The 21,726-nt window shown below is 69.8% G+C and carries 7 protein-coding genes and 2 pseudogenes; 2 read left to right on the forward strand and 7 right to left on the reverse strand.

Going from position 1 to position 21,726, the window contains the following annotated elements; translation table 11 throughout:
- Window positions 1-20 precede the first annotated feature (20 nt).
- The 7 genes and pseudogenes from gntD to OG202_RS46165 all read right to left on the reverse strand — a co-directional run bounded on the left by gntD (window position 21) and on the right by OG202_RS46165 (window position 9,657).
- Complete coding sequence (gene gntD / locus OG202_RS46145; RefSeq protein ID WP_326585345.1) at window positions 21-1,025, reverse strand: guanitoxin biosynthesis L-enduracididine beta-hydroxylase GntD; 1,005 nt, start codon at window positions 1,023-1,025, stop codon at window positions 21-23.
- A 67-nt stretch (window positions 1,026-1,092) separates the two neighbouring features.
- Window positions 1,093-2,658: a thioester reductase domain-containing protein gene (locus OG202_RS46700; RefSeq protein WP_443052368.1), complete on the reverse strand. Its 1,566-nt coding sequence runs from the start codon at window positions 2,656-2,658 to the stop codon at window positions 1,093-1,095.
- Window positions 2,647-4,170: pseudogene (locus OG202_RS46705) on the reverse strand (non-ribosomal peptide synthetase); the annotation flags it as partial. The gene OG202_RS46700 and the pseudogene OG202_RS46705, both read right to left, overlap by 12 nt.
- A pseudogene (locus OG202_RS46710) lies at window positions 4,153-5,544 on the reverse strand (condensation domain-containing protein); the annotation flags it as partial. The pseudogenes OG202_RS46705 and OG202_RS46710, both read right to left, overlap by 18 nt.
- 31 nt (window positions 5,545-5,575) lie before the next feature.
- Window positions 5,576-5,776 carry an MbtH family protein gene (locus tag OG202_RS46155; RefSeq protein WP_326585347.1) on the reverse strand — a complete coding sequence of 67 codons (201 nt, stop codon included), beginning with the start codon at window positions 5,774-5,776 and terminating at the stop codon, window positions 5,576-5,578.
- A gap of 54 nt (window positions 5,777-5,830) precedes the next feature.
- Window positions 5,831-8,935, reverse strand: coding sequence for a condensation domain-containing protein (locus tag OG202_RS46160; protein ID WP_327726201.1), 3,105 nt, complete (start codon window positions 8,933-8,935; stop codon window positions 5,831-5,833).
- Window positions 8,932-9,657: a thioesterase II family protein gene (locus OG202_RS46165; protein ID WP_326585349.1), complete on the reverse strand. Its 726-nt coding sequence runs from the start codon at window positions 9,655-9,657 to the stop codon at window positions 8,932-8,934. Before OG202_RS46165 ends, OG202_RS46160 begins: the two co-directional genes overlap by 4 nt.
- A 385-nt stretch (window positions 9,658-10,042) precedes the next feature.
- Between OG202_RS46165 and OG202_RS46170 the strand changes: the two genes are divergently transcribed.
- Together OG202_RS46170 and OG202_RS46175 are read left to right on the forward strand one after the other, a co-directional pair.
- Window positions 10,043-12,013, forward strand: a complete 1,971-nt coding sequence (locus OG202_RS46170) for an AMP-binding protein (RefSeq protein ID WP_328222103.1) — start codon at window positions 10,043-10,045, stop codon at window positions 12,011-12,013.
- A gap of 92 nt (window positions 12,014-12,105) precedes the next feature.
- Window positions 12,106-21,651: a non-ribosomal peptide synthetase gene (locus tag OG202_RS46175; protein WP_327732024.1), complete on the forward strand. Its 9,546-nt coding sequence runs from the start codon at window positions 12,106-12,108 to the stop codon at window positions 21,649-21,651.
- The last annotated feature ends 75 nt before the right edge of the window (window positions 21,652-21,726 follow it).

Raw genomic sequence — 21,726 nt, forward strand, 5'->3', positions numbered from 1 at the left:
TCCTGCTCTCGTCACGGGCGTCAGATCAGGACGCGTTCCCGCGCCGTGCGCCGGTGCGTGCGGGACTTGCGCAGATCCCGGGTGACGACCACCTTCTTCAGCCAGCGGTCGGTGCCGTCGAACCGGGCCTTGAACGCGCTGCGCCCGTGCACCGCCTTGAAGTTGTCGACCACCAGCAGATCCCCGGCACTGAGCGGCACGTCGACCAGGTTGCGCTGCAGCTCCCGGCACAGGGCGTCCAGCGCCTCGGTGGCCTCCCCATCACCCGGCAGGGCCGACATGAACTCCGGGTCGATGCGCAGGTACGGCTGCTCGGGATGGCCGAACAGCACGGCGCACGGCTCCGGATCGTCCTCCATCAGATGGATGGAGTGCGCCGTACCCTGGTGCTCGGTCAGCTGCTGCGCGTTCTTGAGCTGCAGCGTGTCCGGGCGGATGAGGAACCGGGGCTCGGACAGCACGGCACGCTGACCGTCCGTCAGTTCCACATCGTCCACACTGGCCACCACCGTGGGCACGGCATCGTGATTGCGCAGCCCCAGGAGCATCAGGTAGTCGCAGCGGTACGGGTGGAAGCCGTCCTCGGTGTGCCAGGCGAGCTCCACCGTGCCGTGCCCGCTCTGGGACTCCTCCTGCCCCGGCATGGGCAGCACGTCGTGCACGAGCCGGCCGCCCTGCAACGTCGACCATCCGAAGACGTCACCGAGGTGTGCCGAGGCCAGCAGCAGGAACACCGCGTGCGCCTCGGCCTCGGTGTCCCGCGGTACGTCGTGCCAGTGCTGCGGGGTCGGACCGATCCGGTCGTCGCCCACCGGCACGCCCCGCACCACCAGGGCCGACGCCGTTTCACCGGCCCGGAACTCCTGTAACTCCTTGACCAGGGACGACGGCAGCCGGTGGCCCTGGGACGGCAGGTCGTCGAACAGTTCCGGTGCGCTGCTCGACCCGTACCGGGCGAGCACCGATGCGGTGAGCGTGCGCAGCGCGCTCCGGTCGGCGTCGTCGAGGTTCACGTAGCGGATCACGCGCACCCCCCCGGCCCCGGCACACGCAAGCATTCTCGTATGTTCATCACATCCCCTTTCGCCGCGATCAACTGGCGGCGTCCTGCGGCACGATGTCCTCGGGTGCCGGCAGATAGCCGGCGTCGACCAGGAAGCGGAAGCAGGAGTGCGCCCACTCCTCGCTGACCGGAGGGCAGCTGATGCCCGAGCCCTCGAGCGCCTCGGTGAGCATCCGGCACTCGTCCATCGGGTTGATCTGCTTCTGCAGTTCCGGGTCGAGCGCGGCGTGGCGCATCGTGGCCACGCGCAGCAGCGGCGTCATCGGGAACAGGATGTGGTCCTCGTCGACGTTCAGGGCCTGCTGGCGGGCGTCCTCCTCGTCGATCACGTTCAGGTCGTAACCGAACGAGCGCAGCCACTGGTAGCACTGCGTCATCGTGGTCGGCGCCGGGTTGGTGATGTTGAAGTTCTTGCCGAAGTTCTCCTCCCGCAGGGACGTGTAGACGATGGCCTCGGCCGTGAAGTCCACCGGCACCGCGTTGATGACGTCGTTGTAGAGCGGCAGCACCCCCAGGTCCAAAAAGCCCCGCAGGTAGACGTACAGGTAGTCGGTGTGGTGCGAGGCACCGGTCTCGGTGTGGCCGGTGATCATCCACGGGCGCTGCATGGTGACCGGGATGCCGCGGTCCCGCGCGATGTACATGATCTTCTCCGCCAGCCACTTGCTGCGCGGGTAGCCCGTGGGGATCTTGATGGGCCGCGGGTCCAGGTCCTCCTCGGTGAACGGGCGCTCCGTGGCCGTGCCCATGAACACGTCGACACTGGAGACGAAGTGCACCGACTTCAGCGTCTCGGTGGTGGCCAGCCGCAGCACCTCCTTGGTGCCCTCGACGTTCGCCGGCCGCGCCGCCTCGTACGGATAGGTGAAGTTGACGACGGCACCGCTGTGGTAGATCACGTCGATCTCGGACGCGCAGGCCGCGAAGTCCTCGTCGTCCAGGCCCAGACGGGGCTTGGCCAGGTCACCGATGACCATCCGCATACGGGAGCGGTAGGACTCGTCCCAGGCGTGGTAGGTGCGCAGCGTCTGCTCCATGCGCTCCCACGCGGCCTCCTCGTTCTCCGCGCGGATCAGGCAGTGCACCATCGCCTCGGTGCGCTTGATCGCCTCCACCACGATGAACGCGCCCAGGTAGCCGGTGGCACCGGTGACCAGGACATGGCGCGGGTTGAACAGCTCGGCGCGCGGCAGATTCCCGGGCGTGATCTCCTCGGGAAGCGTGATCTCCGCGTGCAGCTCCTCCAGCTGCTGGGCGTACAGGACCTCGCTGTCGACGTTGTCGCGCTGGCGCCGGTCCTCCTCGATGGCCTGCGCGACACCGGCCACGGTCGGCACCCGGAAGATCTGCTCCACCGGCAGCGTCACCCCGTGCGTCCGCGACAGCTGCGCGGTCAGCCGCGCCACCAGCAGCGAGTTGCCGCCCAGCTCGAAGAAGTCCGCGGTGGCACTGACCGTGGCAAGCCCCAGCAGCGAGCAGAACGTCTCGGCGATCTCCGCCTCCAGCTCGGTGCCCGGCTCGACGAAGTCCTCCAGACCCAGGTCCGGGGCGGGCAGCGCCGCGGTGTCCGTCTTGCCGTTACGGGTGAGCGGCATCTTCTCCAGCGTCACGAACGCGCTGGGCACCATGTAGTCGGGCACCTGCTCCAGCACATGCTTGACCAGCGCTTCCTTCGTCACCACCCGGCCGATGACCGGAACGACGTAGGCCACCAGACGGGGCACACCCGGCTGGTCCTCGCGCACCATCACCGTCGCGGCGGCCACCAGCGGATGGCGCCGCAGCACGTTCTCGATCTCGGTCAGCTCGATACGGAAGCCACGGATCTTGACCTGCGTGTCGGCGCGGCCCAGGAACTCGATGGTGCCGTCCTGCCGGAAACAGGCCAGGTCACCGGTCCGGTACAGACGCGCCCCGGGCTCCTCGGAGAACGGGTCCGGCAGGAAGCTCCCGGCCGTCATCGCCGGCCGGTTGACATAGCCGCGCACCACACCCGCACCACCGATGTACAGCTCACCGGGCACCCCGGGCGGCACCGGGTTGAGCGCCTTGTCGAGCAGATGGATACGGGCGTTGGGGATAGGACGGCCGATCGGCACCCGGCTGCCGCGCGCGTCCTGGGCCGACACCGCGTGCACCGACGCCCACACGGTCGCCTCGGTGGGACCGTACTCGTTGAACAGCGCGACCCCCGGCGAGCGACGGAAATGCGTCTCCACCAGGCCGGGCGGCAGCACCTCACCGGCCAGGACGGTGGTGCGCACCGACGCGAACGCCTCGTCGTCCGTCTCCAGCAGCACGGCGTACTGCGAGGGCACACCGTCGACGTGCGTGACCTGCTTGGCACGGATCAGCTCGCTCAGCAGCCGCGGGTCGAGCACCTCCGTCTCGTTGGGCAGGACCAGCGTGCCGCCGCGCCGCAGCGTCCAGTACAGGCCACCGCCGGAGGCGTCGAAGGTGAACGGGGCGAGCACCAGATAGCGCTCCGGCAGCCCCGGCTGCTCGCACGCCGACCGGGCGAGCGTGGAGTGCACGATGTGCCGGTGTTCCACCGCCACACCCTTGGGACGGCCGGTGGAACCCGAGGTGTAGATGATGTAGGCCAGGCCGTCCGGGGCGACCTCCACCGCGGCCCGCTCGACCGGCTGCTCGGGGTCGGCGACCGGCAGCGGCACACCCCGCACGCCGGGCAGCTTGCCCGACAGGGCCTTAAGCGCGCTCTCGGCGCCGACGACGCACTCGATGCCCGCGTCCTCGGTGATGGCCGCGATCCGGTCCGCCGGATAGGACGGGTCGATCGGCACATACGCGCCGCCCGCCTTGAGCACACCGAGCAGGGCCACCATCGTGTGCACCGAACGGTCGGCGAGCACACCGATGCGGCTCTCCGGACCCGCTCCGTGCTCCGCGAGCCGCGCGGCCAGCGCCTCGGCGCGCAGGTTCAGGGAGGCGTACGTAAGCTCCGCCGTGCTGGAGGTGAGCGCCACCGCGTCGGGGCGGGCCGCCGCGCTCTGCTCGACGAGCTCGTGCAGCAGAGACGGACCCCCGTACTCGGCACCGGTGGCGTTCCAGGCGGCCAGCCGCTCCTGCTCGTCATGGCTGAGCAGCGGGAAGTCCGCCAGGGCACGCTCGGGAGCGGCGGCCGCCGACTCCAGCAGCAGCAGCATCCTGCCCAGCAGCCGCTCGACGGTGTCCCGGTCGAACAGGGCGGTGTTGAACTGCGCGCGCAGCACCAGCTCCCCGTCGCGCACCACCGCGTACAGGTCGATGTCGTGCGCCGTCCAGGTGACCGGCAGGTCGACCGGGCGGGCGGTGGCGCCCGGCAGCTCGCGGACCGCCCACTGCTCCTCGAAACCGAACAGCACCTGGAACAGCGGCGTGTGGCTCAGGTCGCGGGCCGGCTTGGCCGCGTCCACGATCTGCTCGAACGGCAGCCGCGCATGCCCCAGCGCCTGCGACAGCACCGACTGCGAGCGCCGCAGCAGACTCGACAGGGACTCGCCCGCCTCGAGTTCGAACCGCAGCGGCAGCGTGTTCTCCAGTGGACCCACCAGATCGGTGGCGCCCTCCTGCCAGGTGGGCGGCACCGGCACACCGACCGCGAAGTCGCTCTGCTGGGCATGGCGCGAGAGCACCGCCGCGAACCCGCTCAGCAGCACCCCGGACAGCGTGCCGCCGCCCGCCGCCGCGACCCCCTCGAGAGCCGCGTGCAGCCCGCGCGGCACGGAGACGCTCACCACGTCGGCGTCGATGGTCTTCACCGGCGGACGCGGCCGGTCCGTGGGCAGCTCCAGGGTGTTCAGACCCGACGTCCGCCCGCGCCAGAACGCAACGTCCCGCTCCGCGTCGTCACCGCCGAGCCACGCCTGCTGGGCGGAGCCGAGGGCCTGGATGTTCGCGACACCGGCGCCGGCCGCACCGCCGCCGCCGAGCTGCCCGGCGTACCCGGACAGGATCTCGTCGGTGAGCCGCCCGACCGAGGGACGGTCGGCCACCAGCTGATGGACGGTCAGGAGCAGGATGTGGTCCTCCTCCCCGAGCCGCAGCAGACTCGCCCGCACCAGCGGGCCCTGCGCCAGGTCGAACCGGCGGCGGGTCTCGGCCGCCGCGATCCGCTCCAGCTCCTCCTCCAGACGGCCGGGATCGACCTCGACCACCGGAAGCCGCAGCGACGCCACCGGCTTGACGGTGGCGAGCGCGTTGCCGTCCACCGTGCGGAACGTGGTGCGCAGCACCTCATGGCGCTGCACGACCGCCGCCAGCGCCTGCTGGAGCACGGCCGGGTTGATCCGGCCGGACAGCCGCACCGCGGTGCTGGTCTGCCACGGCCGCTTCTCGTCCAGCTGGATCAGCAGCCACAGACGGCGCTGCTCCAGGGTGAGGTTGCTGGTGAACGCCGATGCCGAGCCGTCGAGAAGACCGGCCAGGGCCGCGCGCTTCTCGTCAGCGGACAGTGAACTGATCTCATGCGCCGTGCTCATGTGCGGACTCCCGTCCTCGCTGTGGTGGTGGTCAGGCAGCGCGCTTGCGAACCGAGCGGGGACGCATATCGGTCCAGACCTTCTCGATGTGCTTGAGGCACTCCTGCTTGCTCCCGGTCCGGCCGGTGGCGGACCAGCCCGCCGGCACCGCCCGGTCGGCGAACCAGACGGAGTACTGGTCCTGTTCGTTGATGACGACCTGGAAGACCGTGTCGGCGTCGTCGATACCCATGCGTGGCTCCTGGTGATGTGAGGTGGTCGGTTGTGCGAATGTGGCTCGCGCGGATCACTTCAGCTGCCGCAGCAGCTGGTCGATCTCGTCGTCGGACATCCCCGCGAGCTGGCTGAGCACCGCCTCGTCGACGGTGGGCCGCCGCTCGCGGGCCCGCTCGAGTTCCTCGACGGCCGCGGCGAGACCGGTCGGGGTCGGCTGACGGAAGAACTCCCGGACGGGCACCTGGAGACCGAACTCCTCCCGTACCCGGCTGAGCAGCTTGGCGGCGAGCAGGGAATGACCCCCGAGGCCGAAGAAATCGGAGTGCACACCGACCTGCGGCAGCTTCAGAACCTCCCGGAACAGCTCCAGCAGCTGCCGCTCCACGTCGTTGCGCGGCGCGGCGTCCTCCAGCCCCTGCGCCGGCTGCTCCGGCGGCGCGGGCAGCGCCCCGCGGTCCACCGCCCCGTCGGCACCCAGCGGCAGTCCGTCGACCACCACGAACACCTCGGGAACCTCGCAGGCGGGCAGCGCGGCCCGGGCCCGGGCCCGCACCTGGGCGGCGAACGCCTCCCGCTCCGCCCGCCCGGCCGGCGTGCCCTCCGCGACGAGCCAGGCGACGAGAGCGCCACGCCGATCGGCCGTCACGGCCGCGCCGCGCACGCCCGGGAGGGCACACAGCCGCTGCTCGACCGCCGCCGCCGTGATCACCTGATCCCCGGCGAACAGCCGTCCCTCCGCGGGCCCCAGGACCTCCAGGGCACCGCCCCGGGATCGACGGCAGAGCAGCCCGGCCGAAACCGGAGGATGCGCGGCGTCGGCCAGATGCAGCTCGCCCACCACTCCCTCGGGCACCGGAACGCCTCGCACGTCGAGCACGCTGCGGACGGTGCCCGCAAGGGCAGGCCCCAGGTGACGGCCCCGCGAGCCGTCGAGCGGCGCCAGAGCCAGCGGCGTGGCCAGCGGCCGGGGAGCGGGACGGCCCAGGAACACCTGACAGCCGGTGCGCGCCAGCATGTCCACCAGCTCCGGGTCGAGGACCCCGCCGACGCAGACGAGCCGGGACCCCGCAGGCGGCGTCCACCCCGCGGTCAGCGCCCGCTGCCACGCCGGGGGAGCGGCGAGCACCAGCGCCCCGGGCGGCCCGCCCGGCGCCGGCGCCGGCCCCGACAGCATCAGGCTGCGGCCGTGCACCAACGGCATCAGCAGGTCCAGCGGGGACGGCGGCACGTCATCGCCGAGCAGCAGCACGTCGTCCTCGGCGCTCACCGACAGCCGCTCGGCCACCGCGGCCACCGCGGCGGCCAGCGCCCCGTGCGTCCACGCCGGCCCACCGCCCGCCCCCCGCCACGCGGGTGCGCCGGGGCCCGGCACGGCACCGGCCCCCACCGGATCGAAACGCGGCCCGGTGGTGATCAGCCACCCACCCGGCTCGCCCTCGTCCCGCCGCACGAAGGCGCCGTCGCGGTCGTGGCGATCGCCGTACGCCACCACACCCCCCACCTCCCACACCGCGAGGACGACGGCGAGCAGACCCGCCGACGCCTGCGGGGGAGTGGTGACCACGGTCCCCGGACCGGCGATGCCCTCCGCGCGCAGCGCCCGGGCCAGCGCGGCGGCCCAGTCACGCAGTTCACCCAGACTCACCACGGCGTCCGCGGCGGACACCGTCACCTCCTCCGCGCCGCGCCCCGCAAGCAGGTCAAGAACCGTGCGCCCGGCACCGGGAACGGGAACGGCGTCGGGAACGGGAACGGCGTCGGGAACGCGCCGGGCGACGCCTTCGCCCCCGCCCCCGCCCCCCGACGGCAGCGCCCCCACCGGCGTCTCCGGCTCCCGCACCGCCTGGGTGAGGATCTGCCGGTGCAGCTCCCCGATACGGGCCGCGGTCTCCTCGTCGTACAGCCCCTGGCTGTAGTCGAGCTGCAGGCGCAGCCCGTCGCCGTCCGGCAGCACCGTCAGCCACAGATCGAACTTCGCCGCCGTGCCGGTCAGTTCCACCGGGCTCATCGTCAGACCGGGCAACTCCACCGCCGTACCCGGTGTGTTGGGCATCGAGAACATCACGTCGAACAGCGGATTGCGGTCCACAGCACGGGCCTGCCCGACCTCCCGCACCAGCCGGTCGAACGGCATCCGGTCGTGCGAGAACGCGCCCACACACACATCACGGACCACGGACGCGGCCGCACCGAACCCCTCCCGCATCGGCAGCCGGGCACGCAGCACCAGCGTGTTGGCGAAGAACCCCACCAGATGCTCGGCGTCGGGATGGTGCCGCCCGGCCACCGGCGTACCCACGGCCACGTCGTCCTGCCCCGTCACCCGCGCCAGCGCCACCATGAACCCGGTGAGCAGCACCATGAACAGCGTCCCGCCCGACTGCCGGGCCAGACCCTCCAAAGAGGCCACCACCTCGGGAGCCAGCCGCTGCTCCACCCGGCCGCCCGCACCGCCGGCCCCTTCACCACGGGGCCGGTCCACCGGCAGCCGCAGGGGCTCCGTGCCCGCCAGGGCCTCGCGCCAGTACCCCAGCAGCCGCTCCATCCGCTCCCCGGCGACCTCCCGCTCCAGCCAGCCGACGTAATCCGCGTACTGCACGGGAAGCTCGGCCCAACCGGCACCGCCGCCCTCGCTCAACCCCCGGTAGGCGGCCGCGAGATCGGCATAGAACACATCCATCGACCAGCTGTCACACACCAGATGATGAACCGTCACGATCAGGGTGTGCCGCCGCGGCCCCTCCTTCACCAGGACCAGACGCACCAACGGCGGCGCGTCCAGGGCGAACGGCTGCTCCGCCTGCTCCCGCGCCAGACGCTGCACCCGCGCCCCGGCCTCCCGCGACGGCAGGCCCGAGCAGTCGACCACCGGCACCGACACCAGAGCCTCGGGCAGCACCAGCTGATGCGGCACCCCGTCGACCAGACCCACGCCGGTGCGCAGACTCTCGTGCCGGGCCACCACCTCGTTGACCGCCTGCTGCAGCAGCACCACATCCAGGTCACCGGCCAGACCGACCGCACTGACCACGTTGTAGGCGGCGTTGCTCTCCGGCGCGAGCTGGCACACGAACCACAGACTCCGCTGAGCCGGCGCCGCCGGCAGCACGAAGTAGTCGCTGTAGTCGCGGATCTCCCCACTGCTGACACCGCCGACATACGAGGAACTGCTCATCGGCTCCACGCCTCCCTTCCCAGCAGTGCGCCGACGGCTGTCTCGATGTACGCCACGACACTCCTCTCGTGGTCCTGCACGAAGAAATGACCGCCGGTGAACTCGCGTACGTCACAGTCCACCGACGTATGCCGGCTCCAGCCGCCGTCACCGCCCCGCACCAGCGGGTCCCGCGATCCGCGCAACACCCGCACGGGGACGGGCAGCGGCGGCCCCGGCGTATGCCGGTAGGTCTCCGCGAGCGTCAGATCGGCCCGGATGGTGGGCAGCATCAGCTCGATCAGATCGGCGTACTGCGGCAGAACCGGAACATCCAGCCCCTCCCAGGCCCGCAGCCGGCCGAGCAGCTCCTCGTCCGGCAGATGCCGGATCTCCTCGGCGTCGCCGTAACCCGGCGCATCCCGGCCGGAGACGAACAGCGCCACCGGCAACGGCAGTTCACGGACCTGCAGCCCACGGACCAGCTCATACGCCGCCAAGGCACCCATGCTGTGCCCGTACAACGCGTAACGCCGCCCCGTCAGCGGCCGCAACACCGGCACCACCGCATCGACGAGCGCGCCCACCTCGGTGAACGCCGGCTCCCGGATCCGGGCCTCCCGCCCCGGCAACTGCACGGCGGTGACCCGCAGCGCCGACGTATGACGGTGCCAGTTCCCGAACACCGACGCACTGCCCCCGGCATGCGGCAGACAGACCAATTCGCAGAGCGGCTCCGTCACTTCACCGAAGGATCTGAACCACCTCGAACTCAGCCGGACCGGGCCCACGCGTACCTCCACAGGAGATGACGAACGTAAATCGCGAAAAGCACTGCTCCCACACCACCGGATCAGGCCCAGGAATCAGATCTCCCGACCGAGTCACAACGCGGCCATCAATGCCTACCAGTTCCAAGGGAGGGCACGTCAATGACCCATCGCCCGCCTGATAGGCGAGCGATAAGAAACTGAGAGCCGAGTGAGAAACGAAGTGAGACCCGAACGAGAGACACGGCCCCTTTGATGGTGCGGCGGCACGTCCGGCGCCTTCCGTGCTGCCGTCCCACGGTCCCCGCTCCACCGAGACACACAGGGCCCCAGCGGCCAAGGGAAATGGAGTCCGCCGATGTCGACCCCCGCTCGCTCCACACTCGTGCACACCCTGGCCGGACACGCCGCCACCCGCGGCGACCGGACGGCCTACGAGTACCTGCACGACGACGGCCGAGTGGACACCCTCACCTACCGACAACTCCTCGACCGGGCGGCCAGGGCGGCGACACGACTACGGGCGGACACCACCCGCCCCGGCGGGCCCGCCCTGCTGCTCTACCCGCCCGGCCTGGACTTCGTCATCGCCGTATGGGCCTGCTTCCTGGCCGGCGTACCCGCGGTGCCCTGCTACCCGCCGCTGTTCGGCCCGACCGAGCGCATCGCCGCCCGCTTCGCCCGCATCCTCGACGACTCCCGCGCCACCACCCTGCTCGCCGACCCCGCCGTCCTCGGCCTGCTGACCGCCGGCCTCCCCGCCGGACGACTGCCCCGCGTGGTGACCCTCGACAGCACCGGCGAACCGGAGAAGGACCAACCCCCGCAGCGGGACATCGACCACCTCCTCGAAACCGCACCCGCCCCCCACGACGTGGCCCTCATCCAGTACACCTCCGGCAGCACCGGGCAACCCAAAGGCGTCGTCCTGGAACACCGCAATCTCCTCGCCAATATCAAGGCGATTTCAGACGTGTTCCGCCTCGACGAAACAGCACGGGTGATCTCCTGGCTGCCGCCGTATCACGACATGGGACTCATCGGATTCATCCTCACCCCGGTCCACGGCGCATTCCCGGTACGCCTCATGTCCCCCATGCATTTCCTCAAGAAGCCCCTCGACTGGCTGCGACAGATCAGCGAACTCGGCATCACCCACACCGGCGGACCCAATTTCGCCTACGACCTGTGCCTGCGCCGCGCCGAAACCGCCGACCTCTCCGGCCTCGACCTGAGCACCTGGCGCCTGGCCTTCAACGGCGCCGAACCGATCCGGCCCGCCACCCTCACCGACTTCACCCGGCGCTTCACCCCGCACGGCTTCCACGCCACCTCGTTCCTGCCCTGCTACGGCCTGGCCGAGGCCACCCTCATCGTCACCGGCCGCCACTGGACGGGCCCCGAAGAGACCGGCGAGGACGGCCGCGTCGACTGCGGACCGGTCATCGACGGCCACCACCTCGCCGTGGTGAACCCCGACACCACACAGCCCGTACCGGACGGCACCGAAGGGGAACTCTGGATCAGCGGCCCCAGCATCAGCACCGGCTACTGGAACACCACCGGCATCCCCGACAGCGACCTCTTCGGCACCCTCGACGGCACCCGCTACCTGCGCACCGGCGACCTGGGCCGACTCCACGACGGCCACCTCACCGTCACCGGCCGGCGCAAGGACGTCCTCATCCAGAACGGTGTCAACCACCACGCCCACGACCTGTGCGCCGCCGCCGTCGAGGACAACCCCGCCGTCCGCCCCGCCGCAGCGGCGTTCAGCGGCCCGGACGAGGAGATCATCATCGCCGTGGAAGTGGCCGGCAAGGACCACGACCCCGCACAGCTCGCCGCCGACATCCGCGAACGCGTACTCGCCGCCACCGGAGCCCGCGTACACACCGTCGTCCTCTGCCCGCCCCGCACCATCCCCCGCACCACCAGCGGAAAAATCCAGCACTCCCTGGCCCGCACCCGCCACCTCACCGGCGACCTGGGCGGCCACGCCGTCACCGCCCACACGACCCTCGCCGCCGAGGAGGACGCCGGCCTGATCACCGCCTTCCTCTCCTCCGTCTTCGCCGCCGTGTGCCAGGTCCCCGCCTGCGGCCCCGACGACACCCTCACCTCCATCGGCGGCGACTCCCGGCGCGCCGCCGAGATCGCCGCCGTGGTCGAGGACGCACTCACCCTCCCCGTCCCCGTCGAAGAGGTCCTGCGCGCCCAGTCGCCCCGCGAACTGACCGCCACCCTCTCCCAGCAGTGGGCCGAGGACGGCATACGCACCCAGCACGCCCTGGAACGCGTCAAGGCGCTGCTCCCGCACGGCGCCTGACCCCCCACCACCGGTACCGCACCAGCCTGCGGCGGACCGGACCGCACCTCGACCAGCCGCACCGCAGGACGACGAAAGGGAGGGCCACGACCGTGTCCGAGACCAACCAGTTCCCCGCCGAACTCGGCCGCTCCCTCGTCGACCGCTGGCGCACCCGCACCGCCGGCCCCGCCACACCCGACACCACCGACGGTGCCGCCCGCGTCAACCCCATCCAGCTCGGCCTGCGGCTCTTCGAGGAGATCCACCCCGGCACGGCGGCCAACGTGCTGCGCTTCGACGCCGAGGTCGAGGGCGCCCTCGACACCGACCGCCTCGCCACCGCACTCGGCGAACTCTCCCGCCGCCACGCCGTCCTGCGCACCACCTTCCCCGACGGCGACCCGCACACCTGCGTCGTCGCCCCGGCCCCCGGACCCGACCCCGACCTCACCGTCGTCGACCTGACCTCCCACGACGCGGAAACCGGCCGGGACACCGCCCTCAGCCAGGCGGACACCCGCGCCGCCGCACCCATGAACCTCGCCACCGGCCCCCTGTGGCGCGTCGCCGTCTGGCACCTGTCCGACGGCACGTCACTGCTTCAGCTCCTCGCCCACCACATCGTCGCCGACGGCTGGTCCCTCGGCGTCTTCCTCACCGAACTCACCACCCTGTACGAGGGCCGCACCCCGGCACCGGCCACCCCGCTGCCCACCGTCGCGGCCACCCCGAGCGAGGCCGACCTGGCCGCCTGGCGCGAACGGCTCGACGGCGCCAAACCGCTGTCCCTGCCCACCGACAGGCTCCGACCCCGCACCCGCCGGTTCCGCTCCGCACACGTCGACCTGGCCGTCGACACCGAACTCCTGCGACGCGTCGAAGAACTCGCCGGCACAGCCCGCATGACCCCCTTCATGGTGCTGCTCTCAGCCCTCCACCTCACCCTCGCCCGCACCGCGGGCCACGCCGACATCACCATCGGCTCACCCATCGCCACCCGCGAACGCCACCGCGCCCCCGGCGCGGTCGGACCGCTGGCCACCATGCTCGCCCTGCGCACCGACACGACCGGCTCCCGCACCGTCCGGGACCTCCTCAACACCGTCCGCGACACCTGCCTGGACGCCTACAGCCGCGCGCACGTGCCCTTCGAGGCCCTGGCAGGCCAGGCCGGCCAGAGCGGCGAGTCACTCTTCGACGTGCTGTTCGTGCTCCAGCCACAGCTCACCGAGACCCGCCTGGGAGAACTCCCCGTACGCCCGCGGCTCATGGCCCCCTCCACCATCCGCAACGACATCGAGCTGTACCTCTGGCAGGGCGACGACGGCATCACCGGCTTTCTGGCCTACGACACCGACCTGTTCGCCGCCGAAACGGCCACCCACCTCGCCGAACGCTTCCGGACCGCCCTGACCGCGATCGTCACCGACCCCGACCGCGACCTCGCGGACGTGAGTGTGGTGTCGGGGGGTGAGTGGGGGCGTTGGCGGGAGTTGTCGGTGTCGCGGGTGCCGGCGTCGTCATCGCCGGTGTCGGTGTGTGGGTTGGTGGAGGCGCAGGTTGATCGTGTGCCGGGTGCGGTGGCGGTGCGTGCGGTTGATGGTGTGTTGACGTTCGGTGAGTTGGAGGTGCGGGCGAATCGTTTGGCGTGGGGTTTGCGGGGGTTGGGGGTGGGGCCGGGTGATCTGGTGGGGGTGTGTTTGCCGCGTACTGCTGATCTGGTGGTGGCGTTGTTGGGTGTGTTGAAGTCGGGTGCTGGTTTTGTGCCGGTGGATCCGGGTTATCCGGCGGAGCGTGTCGCGTTCATGCTGGAGGATTCCGGTGTGTCGGTGGTGTTGCGTTCTCTGGACGACGTTCCGGGTTTTGCTGGGGGTGCTTTCTCTTCGTCTCGTCCGCCGGTTTTGGGTGGGGGTGATGATGTTGCGTATGTGATTTATACGTCGGGTTCGACGGGGCGTCCTAAGGGTGTGGTGATTGAGCATCGTCAGGTGGTGGCGATGTTGGGCTGGGCGGGTCGGGTGTTTTCGGCGGGGGAGTTGTCGGGGACGCTTGCGGGGACGTCGGTGTCTTTTGATCTGTCGGTGTTCGAGATTTTTGCGCCGTTGTCGGTGGGTGGTTCGGTGGTGTTGTCGCCGGGGAGTGTGCTGGATCTGTTGGTGAATCCTTCGTTTTATGAGGGGGTGACGTTGGTTAATACGGTGCCGTCGGTGGTGCGGGAGTTGTTGGCGGCGGATGCTTTTCCGTCGGGGGCGCGGACGGTGAATTTGGCGGGGGAGGCTTTGTCGCCGGGTTTGGTGCGGGATTTGTATGCGCATCCGGTGGTGGAGGTGGTGAACAATCTTTATGGGCCGAGTGAGGATACGACGTATTCGACGCATGCGGTGACGTGTGTGGGGGATGAGCGGACGCCGATCGGTGTGCCGGTGGACGGGACGTCTGCGTATGTTCTGGATGGGGGTCTGCGGCCGGTTCCTTTGGGTGCGGTGGGGGAGTTGTATTTGTCGGGTGCGGGGGTGACGCGGGGTTATCTGGGGCGTGCTGCTCTGACGGCGGAGCGTTTTCTGCCGGATCCTTTCGCCTCCGGTGGTGGGCGGATGTATCGCACGGGGGATCTGGTGCGGTGGCGTTCGGACGGTCAGCTGGATTATCTGGGGCGTGCGGATGGTCAGGTGAAGGTGCGCGGTCACCGGATCGAGCTGGGTGAGGTGGAGGAGGTCCTGCGCCGTCACGGGCGGGTCGGCGAGGTGGTGGTCGTGGCGGGTGACGGCGCGGCCGGCACGACCCGCCTGATCGCCTACATCGTCGCGGCCGACACCGACACCGACACCGACACCGACACCGACACCGATGCCGAAACCGTCCCTGAACCGGGTGAGTTGGGTGCGCATGCGCGGCGGTGGCTGCCGGACTTCATGGTCCCGTCGGTGTTCATGACGCTGGATGAGTTCCCGCTGCTCCCGAACGGCAAGATCGACCGCTCCGCACTGCCTGCCCCTGACTCCGAGGCTGCCCGGGCGGTGTTCCGGGACCCGCAGAGCGAGGCGGAGAAACTGATCGCCGGGATCTGGCAGGAACTCCTCGACGTCCCCCGCGTCGGCGCGGACGACGACTTCTTCACCCTCGGCGGCCACTCCATCCTGGCGACCCGGGTCACCCACCGGCTCAGCGAAGAACTCGGCACCCACATACCCCTGCCCCTGCTCTTCGAGCACCCCACCCTCACCGACCTCGCCGCGCACCTCCCCCAAGCCGGCGAGCGCCACCTCCCCATACCGGTGGCGACCCGCACCCCCAACCCCGACGGCACGATCACCCTCCCCGCGTCCTCCGGGCAGAAGCGCCTGTGGCTGCTGTGCTCACTCGACCCACGGGCCCATCTCGCCTACCACCTCAACGGAGGCGCGAAGATCACCGGACCCCTCGACGCCCAGGCCCTGGCGGAGGCCATCCGCGACGTCGCCCGCCACCACGAAATCCTGCGCACGACACTGCGCGAGGAGAACGGCGACATCGTCCAGGTCGTCCACCCCACCTGGCGCTGGGACCCCACCACGACCCCCGACGAGGCCACGACCCCGGACGAGGCCGAACTCATCGAAGAATGGCGCCACTCCACGGCCGACCTCGCCGAAGGCCCCCTGTTCCGGGCACACGTGGTGCGGCAGGCCGACGACCAGCATCTCCTCCTGCTGAGCCTGCACCACACCATCGCCGACGGCTGGACGCTCACACTCCTGCTGGACGAGATCGCCCGCCGCTACGCCGAGCTGTCCACAGGCCAACCCCCCGCCGCCGAACCCGCCCTCCAGTACGGTGACTTCGCCCACTGGCAGAGCAGTACGCCCACCCCCGAGACCGGGCTCGCCCACTGGCGTGAACGACTCGCCGGAGCAGCCGAACTGGACCTGCCGACCGATCACCCCCGCCCCGCCCGCCCCACACACCGCGGCGCGGCCGTTCCCCTCGAGCTGCCCGCCGAGGCCATCGCCAAGGCCGCCCGGACAGCGGGAACAACCGAGTTCGCCGTGGTCGCGACCGCCGTCACCATCACCCTGAGCGCCCTCTCCGGCAGCCACGACATCACCATCGGTATCCCGACCAGCGGCCGTACCCACCCGGACACCGCGGGCATCCTCGGCTTCTTCACCAACACCCTCCCGCTGCGCCGCACACTCGACCCCCACGCCACCCTCGCCGAGGCCCTGCGCGGCACCCACCACGCCCTCATGGAGGCGCACCAGCACGCCGACATGCCCTTCGAGGAGATCGTGCGCCACGTCGCGCCGGCCTCGCAGGGCCCAGCACGCAGCCCGCTCTTCCAGGTCATGCTCGCCCTGAACGAAGCCCCCTCGCGCACCCTCGGCCTCCCCGGACTGCGTGTCACCCGGCTCGACATCCCCCCGGCGGAAACCCAGTTCGAGCTCTCGCTCCACCTGGAACAGACCGACACCGCCGTCACCGGCTACCTCACCTACAACACCGACCTCTACGCGGAGACCACCGCCCGCCTCTTCCCGGAACGCCTCGCCGTCGTCGTCTCCGCTTTGGCGGAGCGTTCGGGTGCGGTGCTGGGGGAGTTGAGCGTGGTGTCGGGGGGTGAGTGGGGGCGTTGGCGGGAGTTGTCGGTGTCGCGGGTGCCGGCGTTGATTCCGTCGTCATCGTCATCGTCATCGTCGTCTTCGTCGTCGGTGGTGTCGGTGTGTGGGTTGGTGGAGGCGCAGGTTGATCGTGTGCCGGGTGCGGTGGCGGTGCGTGCGGTTGACGGTGTGTTGACGTTCGGTGAGTTGGAGGTGCGGGCGAATCGTTTGGCGTGGGGTTTGCGGGGGTTGGGGGTGGGGCCGGGTGATCTGGTGGGGGTGTGTTTGCCGCGTACTGCTGATCTGGTGGTGGCGTTGTTGGGTGTGTTGAAGTCGGGTGCTGGTTTTGTGCCGGTGGATCCGGGTTATCCGGCGGAGCGTGTCGCGTTCATGCTGGAGGATTCCGGTGTGTCGGTGGTGTTGCGTTCTCTGGATGACGTTGCTGTTTCTTCTGATTTTTGCCGTGAGGATCGTCCGCCGGTTTTGGGTGGGGGTGATGATGTTGCGTATGTGATTTATACGTCGGGTTCGACGGGGCGTCCTAAGGGTGTGGTGATTGAGCATCGTCAGGTGGTGGCGATGTTGGGCTGGGCGGGTCGGGTGTTTTCGGCGGGGGAGTTGTCGGGGACGCTTGCGGGGACGTCGGTGTCTTTTGATCTGTCGGTGTTCGAGATTTTTGCGCCGTTGTCGGTGGGTGGTTCGGTGGTGTTGTCGCCGGGGAGTGTGCTGGATCTGTTGGTGAATCCTTCGTTTTATGAGGGGGTGACGTTGGTTAATACGGTGCCGTCGGTGGTGCGGGAGTTGTTGGCGGCGGATGCTTTTCCGTCGGGGGCGCGGACGGTGAATTTGGCGGGGGAGGCTTTGTCGCCGGGTTTGGTGCGGGATTTGTATGCGCATCCGGTGGTGGAGGTGGTGAACAATCTTTATGGGCCGAGTGAGGATACGACGTATTCGACGCATGCGGTGACGTGTGTGGGGGATGAGCGGACGCCGATCGGTGTGCCGGTGGACGGGACGTCTGCGTATGTTCTGGATGGGGGTCTGCGGCCGGTTCCTTTGGGTGCGGTGGGGGAGTTGTATTTGTCGGGTGCGGGGGTGACGCGGGGTTATCTGGGGCGTGCTGCTCTGACGGCGGAGCGTTTTCTGCCGGATCCTTTCGCCTCCGGTGGTGGGCGGATGTATCGCACGGGGGATCTGGTGCGGTGGCGTTCGGACGGTCAGCTGGATTATCTGGGGCGTGCGGATGGTCAGGTGAAGGTGCGCGGTCACCGGATCGAGCTGGGTGAGGTGGAGGAGGTCCTGCGCCGTCACGGGCGGGTCGGCGAGGTGGTGGTCGTGGCGGGTGACGGCGCGGCCGGCACGACCCGCCTGATCGCCTACATCGTCGCGGCCGACACCGACACCGACACCGACGCCAAAACCGACGCCGATGCTGATGCCGATGCCGAAAGCACGCTGGACGTGGCGGTGTTGGGTGCGCATGCGCGGCGGTGGCTGCCGGACTTCATGGTCCCGTCGGTGTTCATGACGCTGGATGAGTTCCCGCTGCTCCCGAACGGCAAGATCGACCGCTCCGCACTGCCTGCCCCTGACTCCGAGGCTGCCCGGGCGGTGTTCCGGGACCCGCAGAGCGAGGCGGAGAAACTGATCGCCGGGATCTGGCAGGAACTCCTCGACGTCCCCCGCGTCGGCGCGGACGACGACTTCTTCACCCTCGGCGGCCACTCCATCCTGGCGACCCGGGTCACCCACCGGCTCAGCGAAGAACTCGGCACCCACATACCCCTGCCCCTGCTCTTCGAGCACCCCACCCTCACCGACCTCGCCACCCATCTCCCCCCAACCGGCGCGGGCCAGGACACCGACGCAGAAGCAGCCGCATACGGGGACAGGCAACCGGCACCGCACCTCCCCGTCGTCGACCGGGTCCCCGAACCCGACGGCACCCTGGTGTTCCGAGCGTCCCCCGGCCAGGAACGGCTGTGGGTGCTGTGCCGCCTGGACGAGCAGGCGAACCTCGCCTACCACATCAGGGGCGCCGTCCACATCGAGGGAACCCTTGACGCGGACGCATTCCACACCGCGCTGCGGCACCTCGCGCACCGCCACGAAGTCCTGCGCATGTCCCTGCGCGAAGTGGCGGACCACGTGTCCCAGGTCGTGGCACCCGACCCCGAAGTACCGCTGACCCGAATCACCACTCCCGACTGGGAGTCGGTGATCGAGGCCGAGAACCAGCGGGCGTTCGACCTCACCACCGGACCGCTGTGGCACGTGACGCTCGTCCGCGTCGCGCCCGAGCACCACGTCCTGGTCATGAGCCTGCACCACGTGATCGCCGACGGCTGGTCCCTCGACCTCCTCCTGCGTGAGATCGCCGTGCACTACGGCTCCGTACTCCAGTCCCCGACCACCGAACCGGCTCCGCCCCCGCCCGCGGCCTTCCAGTACGCGGAGATCGCGCACTGGCAGCGGGAGACCGCACACACCGAACTCGACTTCTGGCGAACCTACTTGGCCGGCGCCTCGGCACCCGACCTGCCCACCGACCGGCCCCGCCCCCCGAAGCAGACCTACCACGGCGCCGCAGTACCCCTGGCCCTGCCGCACGAGGCGCTCACCACCGCGGCCCGGGCCGCGGGAACCACCGCGTTCACGGTCCTTGCCACAGCACTGTCCGTCGTCCTGGCCAAGCTCACCGGCCAGTACGACGTCACCATCGGCACCCCGGCCGCCGGCCGCGACAACCCGAGCACGGCAGACGTGGTCGGCTACGTCGTCGACACCCTGCCCCTACGACTGCGTATGAACCCGGGCCACACGCTGGCCGAGACCCTGCGCGAGGCGCGGGACGCCGTGAACGCGATCCGCGGCCACCAGCGGATTCCGCTGGAGGAACTGATCCGCGCACTGCGCCCCCAACGCGACCAGAGCCGCAGCCCGCTGTTCCAGGTACTCCTCGCGGTCAACGGCACCCCGCCCCAGTACCACTTCCCCGGCCTGCGGATGCACCCCGCACCGATGCCGATCGGCACCACCCCCTACGACCTCGTGGTCCAGGCCGAGGAACGCGACGGCCGCATCACCGGACACCTGGTCTTCAACACCGACCTGTTCGAGACGTCCACGGCCCAGCTGATCGTGGACCGCCTGACGGAGACCGTGTCCGCTTTGGCGGAGCGTTCGGGTGTGGTGCTGGGGGAGTTGAGCGTGGTGTCGGGGGGTGAGTGGGGGCGTTGGCGGGAGTTGTCGGTGTCGCGGGTGCCGGCGTCGTCATCGCCGGTGTCGGTGTGTGGGTTGGTGGAGGCGCAGGTTGATCGTGTGCCGGGTGCGGTGGCGGTGCGTGCGGTTGATGGTGTGTTGACGTTCGGTGAGTTGGAGGTGCGGGCGAATCGTTTGGCGTGGGGTTTGAGGGGGTTGGGGGTGGGGCCGGGTGATCTGGTGGGGGTGTGTTTGCCGCGTACCGCTGATCTGGTGGTGGCGTTGTTGGGTGTGTTGAAGTCGGGTGCTGGTTTTGTGCCGGTGGATCCGGGTTATCCGGCGGAGCGTGTCGCGTTCATGCTGGAGGATTCCGGTGTGTCGGTGGTGTTGCGTTCTCTGGACGACGTTCCGGGTTTTGCTGGGGGTGCTTTCTCTTCGTCTCGTCCGCCGGTTTTGGGTGGGGGTGATGATGTTGCGTATGTGATTTATACGTCGGGTTCGACGGGGCGTCCTAAGGGTGTGGTGATTGAGCATCGTCAGGTGGTGGCGATGTTGGGCTGGGCGGGTCGGGTGTTTTCGGCGGGGGAGTTGTCGGGGACGCTTGCGGGGACGTCGGTGTCTTTTGATCTGTCGGTGTTCGAGATTTTTGCGCCGTTGTCGGTGGGTGGTTCGGTGGTGTTGTCGCCGGGGAGTGTGCTGGATCTGTTGGTGAATCCTTCGTTTTATGAGGGGGTGACGTTGGTTAATACGGTGCCGTCGGTGGTGCGGGAGTTGTTGGCGGCGGATGCTTTTCCGTCGGGGGCGCGGACGGTGAATTTGGCGGGGGAGGCTTTGTCGCCGGGTTTGGTGCGGGATTTGTATGCGCATCCGGTGGTGGAGGTGGTGAACAATCTTTATGGGCCGAGTGAGGATACGACGTATTCGACGCATGCGGTGACGTGTGTGGGGGATGAGCGGACGCCGATCGGTGTGCCGGTGGACGGGACGTCTGCGTATGTTCTGGATGGGGGTCTGCGGCCGGTTCCTTTGGGTGCGGTGGGGGAGTTGTATTTGTCGGGTGCGGGGGTGACGCGGGGTTATCTGGGGCGTGCTGCTCTGACGGCGGAGCGTTTTCTGCCGGATCCTTTCGCCTCCGGTGGTGGGCGGATGTATCGCACGGGGGATCTGGTGCGGTGGCGTTCGGACGGTCAGCTGGATTATCTGGGGCGTGCGGATGGTCAGGTGAAGGTGCGCGGTCACCGGATCGAGCTGGGTGAGGTGGAGGAGGTCCTGCGCCGTCACGGGCGGGTCGGCGAGGTGGTGGTCGTGGCGGGTGACGGCGCGGCCGGCACGACCCGCCTGATCGCCTATATCGTCGCGGCCGACACCGACACCGACGCCAAAACCGACGCCGATGCTGATGCCGATGCCGAAAGCACGCTGGACGTGGCGGTGTTGGGTGCGCATGCGCGGCGGTGGCTGCCGGACTTCATGGTCCCGTCGGTGTTCATGACGCTGGATGAGTTCCCGCTGCTCCCGAACGGCAAGATCGACCGCTCCGCACTGCCTGCCCCTGACTCCGAGGCTGCCCGGGCGGTGTTCCGGGACCCGCAGAGCGAGGCGGAGAAACTGATCGCCGGGATCTGGCAGGAACTCCTCGACGTCCCCCGCGTCGGCGCGGACGACGACTTCTTCACCCTCGGCGGCCACTCCATCCTGGCCAGCCGCGTAACCAGCAGGCTCGCCACGCGCACGGGCATGGACGTCCCGCTGAACCTGCTGTTCGAGTACCCCGTCCTCGCCGACCTCGCCACCCAGCTGCCCGATCCGGCGACATGGCCGGCCCAGGCCGCCATTCCCCGCGTACGCCGGGTCCTGGGACGTGCCGGATCGAGCTGAACGAACCCCACGGCCAACAGGACCACCACGGCCAACAGGACCACCACAGCCAACAGGACCACCACGGCCGCCACG

It is taken from the genome of Streptomyces sp. NBC_00310, assembly GCF_036208085.1.
Classification (GTDB): domain Bacteria; phylum Actinomycetota; class Actinomycetes; order Streptomycetales; family Streptomycetaceae; genus Streptomyces.